The 7,565-nt window shown below is 75.8% G+C and carries 8 protein-coding genes and 1 pseudogene; 8 read left to right on the forward strand and 1 reads right to left on the reverse strand.

The genetic code is table 11. From position 1 onward, the window contains the following. The 6 genes and pseudogenes from IF73_RS0136825 to IF73_RS0136850 all read left to right on the forward strand — a co-directional run. The coding region (locus IF73_RS0136825; RefSeq protein WP_107049402.1) for a GHMP kinase at nucleotides 1-979 on the forward strand (979 nt) is incomplete at its 5' end. 5 nt (nucleotides 980-984) lie between these two features. Next, nucleotides 985-2,256, forward strand: coding sequence for a PLP-dependent aminotransferase family protein (locus IF73_RS0136830; protein ID WP_199806787.1), 1,272 nt, complete (start codon nucleotides 985-987; stop codon nucleotides 2,254-2,256). A gap of 87 nt (nucleotides 2,257-2,343) precedes the next feature. Then, nucleotides 2,344-2,787, forward strand: coding sequence for a cell division protein SepF (locus tag IF73_RS0136835; RefSeq protein WP_031015825.1), 444 nt, complete (start codon nucleotides 2,344-2,346; stop codon nucleotides 2,785-2,787). Nucleotides 2,788-3,287: 500 nt separating this feature from the next. Further along, nucleotides 3,288-4,448, forward strand: coding sequence for an ATP-binding protein (locus tag IF73_RS0136840; RefSeq protein ID WP_234338454.1), 1,161 nt, complete (start codon nucleotides 3,288-3,290; stop codon nucleotides 4,446-4,448). Next, nucleotides 4,445-4,831 (forward strand): nucleotide pyrophosphohydrolase, encoded by a 387-nt coding sequence (locus IF73_RS0136845; RefSeq protein ID WP_037881780.1) that lies wholly within the window; start codon nucleotides 4,445-4,447, stop codon nucleotides 4,829-4,831. Before IF73_RS0136840 ends, IF73_RS0136845 begins: the two co-directional genes overlap by 4 nt. Nucleotides 4,832-4,957: 126 nt before the next feature. After that, nucleotides 4,958-5,425, forward strand: a pseudogene (locus tag IF73_RS0136850) (DUF6099 family protein); the annotation flags it as partial. Nucleotides 5,426-5,715: 290 nt separating this feature from the next. Here IF73_RS0136850 and IF73_RS0136855 read toward each other — a convergent pair. Further along, complete coding sequence (locus IF73_RS0136855; RefSeq protein ID WP_063833516.1) at nucleotides 5,716-5,991, reverse strand: hypothetical protein; 276 nt, start codon at nucleotides 5,989-5,991, stop codon at nucleotides 5,716-5,718. A gap of 265 nt (nucleotides 5,992-6,256) precedes the next feature. On the opposite strand from IF73_RS0136855, the gene IF73_RS0136860 reads away from it, so the two are divergent. Next, nucleotides 6,257-7,180 (forward strand): LLM class F420-dependent oxidoreductase, encoded by a 924-nt coding sequence (locus IF73_RS0136860; protein WP_031015837.1) that lies wholly within the window; start codon nucleotides 6,257-6,259, stop codon nucleotides 7,178-7,180. Nucleotides 7,181-7,184: 4 nt separating this feature from the next. Further along, on the forward strand, nucleotides 7,185-7,565 hold a 381-nt coding region (locus IF73_RS0136865; RefSeq protein WP_031015839.1), incomplete at its 3' end, for a homocysteine S-methyltransferase family protein.

A 7,565-nucleotide genomic window follows, 5' to 3' on the forward strand; every position in this document is an offset into this window, starting at 1 on the left:
CCCCGGCACCGGTCACGCCCCCTCCCACCACGGCGAACTCCTCCAGGGCGTCTTCGCCGACGCCGACGGGCGCCCGCGCGCCGGCCTCGTCACCCTCCCCATGACCACCCCCGGCACCCGCGCCGACTTCACCCCCCACCCCGGCACCCCGCCCGACGCCGTCACCGTCGTCCCCACCGACCGCACCAAGGCCGCCCGCGCCGCCCGCCTCGCCGTCGCCGCCTGCGCGGCACGCACCGGCCGCCCCGCCCACGGCGGCGCCCTCCGCCTCACCGGCGCCGTCCCGCTCGGCCTCGGCATGGGCAGCTCCACCAGCGACGTCCTCGCCACCGTCCGCGCCGTCGCCGACGCGTACGGGCTCCGCCTCGACCCCGGCACCACCGCCCGCCTCGCCGTCCGCGCCGAACGCGCCAGCGACCCCCTCATGCTCGACGCCCGGCCCGTCCTCTTCGCCCAGCGCGAGGGCCGCGTCCTCGAAGTCCTCGGCCCCGCCCTGCCGCCGCTCCTCGTCGTCGGCTGCCTCCTCGGCGGCGGCGCCCCCGTCGACACCCTCGCCCTCCCCGCCCCCGCGGCCGACGACGCCGACCTCCGCGCCTACGCCCACCTCCGCGACCGGCTCCGCCGCGCCCTCGCCGACGGCGACACCGCACTCCTCGGCCGGGTCGCCACCGCCAGCGCCCGCCGCGCCCAACGCGTCCTCGGACACCCGGAGTTCGACGCGCTCGTCGCCCTCGCCCGGCGTACCGGCGCCGTCGGCGTCCAGATCTCCCACAGCGGCTCCGTCGCCGGCGTCCTCCACGACCCGGACACCCCCGGCGCCGCGGCCCGCGCCGACGCGACCCGCCGCGCCCTCGACGCCCACCGCATCCCGTACACCCGCACCTTCACCGCCGGTGGCGGCGGCCCCGACTCCGCCCGCCCGCCCCGCACACGGGCCGTGAGACGACCCTGGACACCGGACAGTTGCTCCCTACACTGAACCGCATGCCCTCCGCCGCCACGACGCCCGAGACCGCGGCAGCCGCAGCCGCTACCGCCACCGCAGACGCCGCCACCGCCACCGCCGTCCCGCCCGGCACAGCGCCCAGGGCCCCGCTCGCCGCCCGGCTGGGAAACGTCGCCTCCTCGCCCGTACGCGAGATCCTGGCGCTCACGGCACGGCCCGAGGTCATCTCGTTCGCCGGCGGCCTGCCCGCCCCCGAACTCTTCGACACCGAGGGCATCAGGGCCGCCTACCAGGCCGTCCTCACCGACCAGCCGCACACCGCCCTCCAGTACTCCACCACCGAGGGCGACCCCGCGCTCCGCACCGCCGTCGCCGCCCGGCTCACCGCCCGCGGACTCCCCACCGACGCCGACGACCTGCTCGTCACCACCGGCTCCCAGCAGGCCCTCACCCTCCTCGCCACCGCACTCCTCGAACCCGGCGGCGTCGTCCTCGTCGAGGACCCCTGCTACCTCGCCGCCCTCCAGGCCTTCGGCTTCGCCGGCGCCCGCGTCGTCCCCGTCCCCACCGACGACGACGGCATCCTCCCCGAGGCGCTCGACGAGATCGCCGCCCGCGAGAGACCCACCCTGCTCTACGTCGTCCCCACCTTCCAGAACCCCACCGGCCGCACCCTCCCCGCCGCGCGCCGCGCCGCCGTCGCCGAGGCCGCCGCCCGGCACGGCTTCTGGATCGCCGAGGACGACCCGTACGGCGAACTCCGCTTCGAGGGCGAGCCCGTTCCGCACCTCGCCGGCCACCCCGCCGCCGCCGACCGCACCGCCCTCCTCGGCTCCTTCTCCAAGGTCATGGCCCCCGGACTGCGCCTCGGGTACCTGCGCGCCCCGGCCACCCTCCGCCGTGCCTGCGTCATCGCCAAGCAGGCCGCCGACCTGCACACCTCCACCGTCGACCAGGCCGCCGTCGCCCGCTACCTCCGCGACAGCGACCTCGACGCCCACGTCGTCGGCGTGCGCGCCGCCTACCGCGCCCGCCGCGACGCCCTGCTCGCGGGACTGCCCGCCGCCCTCCCCGAGGGCAGCCGCTGGAACCGGCCCGAGGGCGGCATGTTCGTCTGGGCCACCCTCCCCGAGGGCCACGACGCCACCGCCCTCCTCGCCACCGCCGTCGGCCACGACGTCGCCTACGTCCCCGGCGCCCCCTTCTTCTCCGGCACCCCCGACCCGGCCGCCCTCCGCCTCTCCTTCACCACCCACGCCCCCGACGAGATCGCCGAGGGCCTGCGCCGCCTGGCCAAGACCTTCGCGTGACGCCCCACGCCCGCCCTTCGCCCGCCCGTCACCCCTTCACCCGTGTCGTTGTTGGGCCGAACGGGTGAGGGGCGGGAGGATGGTGCCATGAGTAGGTACGAGAGGTACGACGTCACCGACGAGCAGTGGGAGGGTCTGGCCCAGGTCCTGCCCCTGCGCGGCCGCGACGAATGGCCGTCCAGGGTCGATCACCGCACCATCCCCGAGCAGTACGAGTCCGTCGAGCAGCGCCGCATGGTCGTGCTGCGGGTCCAGGTCTTCGCCGACGCCCGCGAGGTCGCCGAGTACCTCATCGCCCAGATCCCGGTCCTGCTCGACCTCACCAGCGCCGACCCCGAAGTCGCCAAGCGCGTCCTCGACTTCAGCAGCGGCGTCGTCTTCGGCCTCGGCAGCGGCATGCACCGCGTCGACCGCAACGTCTTCCTGCTCGCCCCGCCCGGCACCGAGGTCGAGAACACCGGCGACGCCCCCGTGGGCGACGAGGAGGACGAGCCGGTCGGCGCCCCTCGTGCGAGCGTCCCCCGATCGTAGGAAGGTCATCTCGCCGTAACGGTTCGTCAGCTCCACCCCTGCGTACGGTCCGATCATGGACCTCACCGGCGGCCCCACCCTCGCCCGCACCCCCGGCCCCCGTACCCCCGATCCCCGTACGCCCGACGTCCGCATGACCGACCCCCGGACCCCCCGCCCGGACACCGTCCCCCTTCCGCGCCCGACCCCGAACCAGAACCCGACCCAGAACCCGACCTCGCCCCCGCCGTCTTCCGCCGGGGGATCCGGCCCGGGCGGCGGCGCCGGTACGAGGACGGGTACTGGGACGGGTTCGGGCACCGGGTCGGGTACGGGGGCGGGGCAGGGTGCGGGCTCGCGCGTGGGGTCGGGCGCGAGCTCGGGTGCGGGCGCGGCCGGCGCGGGAGCCCGTACCCGCGCCAGTACGCGTACCCCCGCACGGCCCGACCGTGACGCACGGGCCGACCGTGACGCACGGGCCGACCGTGACGCACGGGCCGACCGTGACGCACGGGCCGACCGTGACGCACGGGCGACCCGTGGCCGGGGCCGAGCGACCGGCCGTCGCGCGGCCCGTCGTGACCGAACTGCGGCTCTCCGCCTACGCCGGACGGCGACGCGCGACCCACCCCCTCGGTCCCGTCACCCTCTTCGCCGGACCCAGCGGCAGCGGCAAGTCCACCGTGCTCGGCGCCTACGAGGCACTCGCCCGGCTCGGCGCGGGCGACCCGCTCGCCGAGGTCTTCCCGGACCCCTCCGCCCTCGTCCCCGAGGGCGCCCTGCCCGACACCCAGGGCCGCCGCGGCTTCCGCATCGGCTGCACCGTCGACGGCCCCGTCGGGCCCGTCCGGCTCGACCTCGCCGTCCAGGCCGAGCCCGAACTCCGCATCGCCGGTGAGCGCCTCACCCGCCACGGCCGCACCCTCCTCACCACCGCCCTCAGGGACCCCGGCCGCGCCACCGTCCAAGCCGCCTGGCTCACCGCCGGTGCCACCCCCGTCACCCGCGCCCCGCTCCCCGACGACCTCCTCGGCACCGCCCTCCTCCCGCTGCGCGTCGCCGGGGCCACCGCGGGCCAGCGCGAGGTGCTCGCCGCCGCCGAACAGGCCGTGGTCGGCCTCAGGTCCCTCTTCCCCTGCACCCCCGACCCGGCCAGGATGCGGGCCCCCGTCCTCCCCGGCGAAGGACGGCTCCTGCGCGACTGCGGCAACCTCGCCGAGGTCCTGCACCGCACCCACACCGCCTGCCCGCGCCGCCACCAGCGCCTCGCGGCCGTCGCCGGCGCGGGCTGCGCGGGACCCGTCACCGCCGTCGCCGTCCAGGAACTCCCCGACGGCGCCGTCCAGGCCCTCCTCGCCAGGGACACCGGACCCGCCACCCCGCTCGGACGGCTCGGGGACGGCGAACTCCGTTACCTGGCGCTGGCGTTGACACTGCTCACCGGCCCCGGCGTCCTCGCCATGGACCGGATCGCCGAGGTGCCGGACGCCATGCAGTGCCTCACCCTGCTCGCCGACGACCTCGACCGCGGGTTCGACGCCCGCCAGATCGCCGCGCTCCTCGGGTTGGCGGCGACCATCGCCGCCGACGGCCACATCCGGCTCATCGGCTCGGTCGGCGCGGCCGCGGCGGCGGAGGCCCGGCGGACCCCCGGGGTGGCAGTGGTAGACCTGACCCCGTGACGGACACCGAACACGACGTGGCCGGGCTCCAGCGCCGCCTCGCCGACTTCGCGGCGGCGCGCGACTGGCAGCCCTACCACACGCCCAAGAACCTGGCGGCGGCGCTCAGCGTCGAGGCGGCCGAACTCCTGGAGATCTTCCAGTGGTCGACCCCCGAGCAGGCGGAGCGGGTGATGGAGGACCCGGACTCGGCCCACCGGGTCACCGACGAGGTCGCCGACGTCCTCGCCTATCTCCTCCAGTTCTGCCACGTGCTGGAGATCGACCCACTGGCCGCCCTCGCCGCCAAGATCGACCGGAACGAGCTCCGTTTCCCGGCCCGTAGACGGGACGGAACGGACGAGTCGGGCAACACCGGCGGCGATCGTCACTCTTCGGAGTGATCGCCTTACCTCCATCGAGCCGCCTGTCCACAGATTTCCGAATTCCTCTGGTGCGAAGGCTCGGGCGGCCTCACTCTGGGTAGTGGATTGAAGGGAAGGCAAGTCGCACGAACGGGGGCGGAGTTGATGGAAGCGGAGCGGCTCGTCCAAGCCGGCCTGCACGCACTGGCCGAGAGCCGGACGGCACACGACATCGTGGCGGAAGCCTGGCAGGCCCGGGCTCTCGCCCAGGCGATAGGGAGTCACCTCGCGCTCTGCGGCCCGCTGGAGCTGCGCGGCGAGGCACGGGGACTCAGCGAGGCGGGGGAGTACCCGGCGTGGGGCTCGGACGGTCCCCGCGCCGCCCGGCTCACGGAGGTCGGCGACCCGCGCTCGGCGCTGACCGCGCTGGGCGAGCTCCTCGGGGAGGTCGGGATCGCCCTCGTCGGGGTGGCCTCGGTCACCGACGACGAGGGGCTGTACTGGCAGTGCATGGAGGCCATCGACGCCGCCGACGAGGCCGGCGACCGGGTCCGGGGCATGCTGCGCCGCCTCGACGTGCGCGAACAGACCCGGGCCCGCCCTCCCGACCCGCCCCGGGGCCGGGCCGGGCCGCTGCCGGCCATCCCGCGGCCCGCCACCCGCACCCCGGATCCGGACCCGGTCCCGGCCCCGGACCCGGTCCCGGCGTCCGGCCCGGCACCCGGCCCGACATCCCGCACGGACCCCGAGCCCGCGCGGGACCCCGGACAGGAGCGAGACCCCAGTCAGGAGCGCGAGCCCTGTCAGGAGCGGGAGCCCGGTCAGGAAGGGGAGCCCTGTCAGGAACGGGAACGGGAGCGGGAACGCGACCGGGCCCGGGACCGGTGACGGTCCTGGGCCCGGGCAGAGGGGGAGGAGAGGACTCAGCGCACTCCGGCGCCGCCGTCGTGACGCCCGTCGTACCCGCCGGCCGGCCGGCCGGCGGAGGGACCGTCCTCGGCGGGCGGCTCCGGCTCGTGGCGGTCCACGGAGGACTGGAGGTCGGCGTCCAGCTGGGAGAGGTCGGCGGAAAGGGCCGCCATCAGCTCCTCCATCTGCTGGAGCAGCCCCTTCGGGGCTCCGGGAGCCTGCTGCCCGGGCACGGGCTGCGGCAGCTGCTGATCGGGCAGTGCCTGCTCCGACGCGGCTTCCTGGGACATCGCGGCCTCCTCGACCCGGGCCCCGGCCGGTGCGGACGGGATCACGGGAGAAGAACGACACACCGGCTGCTTGCCGCCGGCGCGCGGGCCGGGCGGTCCGGCTCCGCCCGAGCCAACGACGACGCCCGGTGACGGTCACTGGCCAGCGGCGCCCCGTCCCGCCAGGGGGGACGGATATTCACCCGACCGGGCCGGGAGGTCCGGCGCGCTGACGCACGGCTTGACACGCACCCTGACACGCACCCGACGGGTGCAGGATGGAGGTATGGATCTTCGCATCTTCACAGAACCCCAGCAGGGCGCCGACTACGACACCCTCCTCCGGGTGGCCCGGGCCACCGAGGACCTCGGCTTCGACGCCTTCTTCCGCTCCGACCACTACCTGAGGATGGGCTCGGGTGACGGGCTGCCCGGGCCGACCGACGCCTGGATCACCCTCGCCGGCCTCGCCCGCGAGACCAGCCGGATCCGCCTCGGCACCCTGATGACCGCCGCCACCTTCCGGCTGCCGGGCGTCCTCGCCATCCAGGTCGCCCAGGTCGACCAGATGTCCGGCGGACGGGTCGAGTTCGGCCTGGGCGCGGGCTGGTTCGAGGAGGAGCACACCGCGTACGGCATCCCGTTCCCGAAGGAGAAGTTCGGCCGGCTGGAGGAGCAGCTGGCGATCGTCACGGGCCTGTGGGAGACCGAGACCGGCAAGACCTTCTCCTACGAGGGGAAGCACTACCGCCTCGCCGACTCGCCCGCCCTGCCCAAGCCCGCCCAGCAGAAGATCCCGGTCCTCATCGGCGGCCACGGCGCCGTCCGCACGCCCCGGCTGGCGGCGCGGTACGCGGACGAGTTCAACATGCCGTTCTCGTCGCTGGAAGACACCGAGCGGCAGTTCGGGCGCGTCCGGGCCGCCGCCGAGGAGGCCGGCCGCAGCGCCGACGACCTCGTGTACTCCAACGCGCTGGTCGTCTGCGTCGGCAAGGACGACGCCGAGGTGGCGCGGCGCGCCGCCGCCATCGGCCGGGACGTGGAGGAACTGAAGGCCAACGGCCTCGCGGGCTCGCCCGCCGAGGTCGCCGACAAGCTCGGCCGCTACGCGGCGGTCGGCTCCTCCCGGGTCTACCTCCAGGTCCTGGACCTGGACGACCTGGACCATCTGGAGCTGATCTCCGCCCAGGTCGCACCGCAGCTGGGCTGAGCCGATGGCACCGGCCCGGACGTTCGCCCAGGCGCTCGCCGACGGCGTGCTCGTCCTCGACGGCGGGCTCTCCAACCAACTGGAGGCCCAGGGCTGCGACCTGTCGGACGCGCTCTGGTCGGCGCGGCTGCTGGCCGACGCGCCCGAACAGATCGAGGCGGCCCACACCGCCTACGTCCGGGCCGGCGCCCAGGTGCTGATCACCGGCAGCTACCAGGCGACCTACGAAGGCTTCGCCCGCCGCGGCCTCGACCACGCCGAGGCCACCACGCTGCTGACCCGCAGCGTGACCCTGGCCCGCACGGCCGCGGGGCGCGGAGGTGGAGAGGGGACAGAGGGAGGAGAGGGGAGAGAGGGGCGAGAGGGGACGGGGGAGGGAGGGGTG

It is taken from the genome of Streptomyces sp. NRRL F-5727 (assembly GCF_000719555.1).
Classification (GTDB): Bacteria; Actinomycetota; Actinomycetes; order Streptomycetales; family Streptomycetaceae; genus Streptomyces.

Coding starts and splice junctions, on each gene's coding strand:
- IF73_RS0136855 (WP_063833516.1), bottom strand. CDS start 5,991: ATGTCCCAGGAAGCCGCGTCGGAGCAGGCACTGCCCGATCAGCAGCTG.
- IF73_RS0136835 (WP_031015825.1), top strand. CDS start 2,344: ATGAGTAGGTACGAGAGGTACGACGTCACCGACGAGCAGTGGGAGGGT.
- IF73_RS0136830 (WP_199806787.1), top strand. CDS start 985: ATGCCCTCCGCCGCCACGACGCCCGAGACCGCGGCAGCCGCAGCCGCT.
- IF73_RS0136860 (WP_031015837.1), top strand. CDS start 6,257: ATGGATCTTCGCATCTTCACAGAACCCCAGCAGGGCGCCGACTACGAC.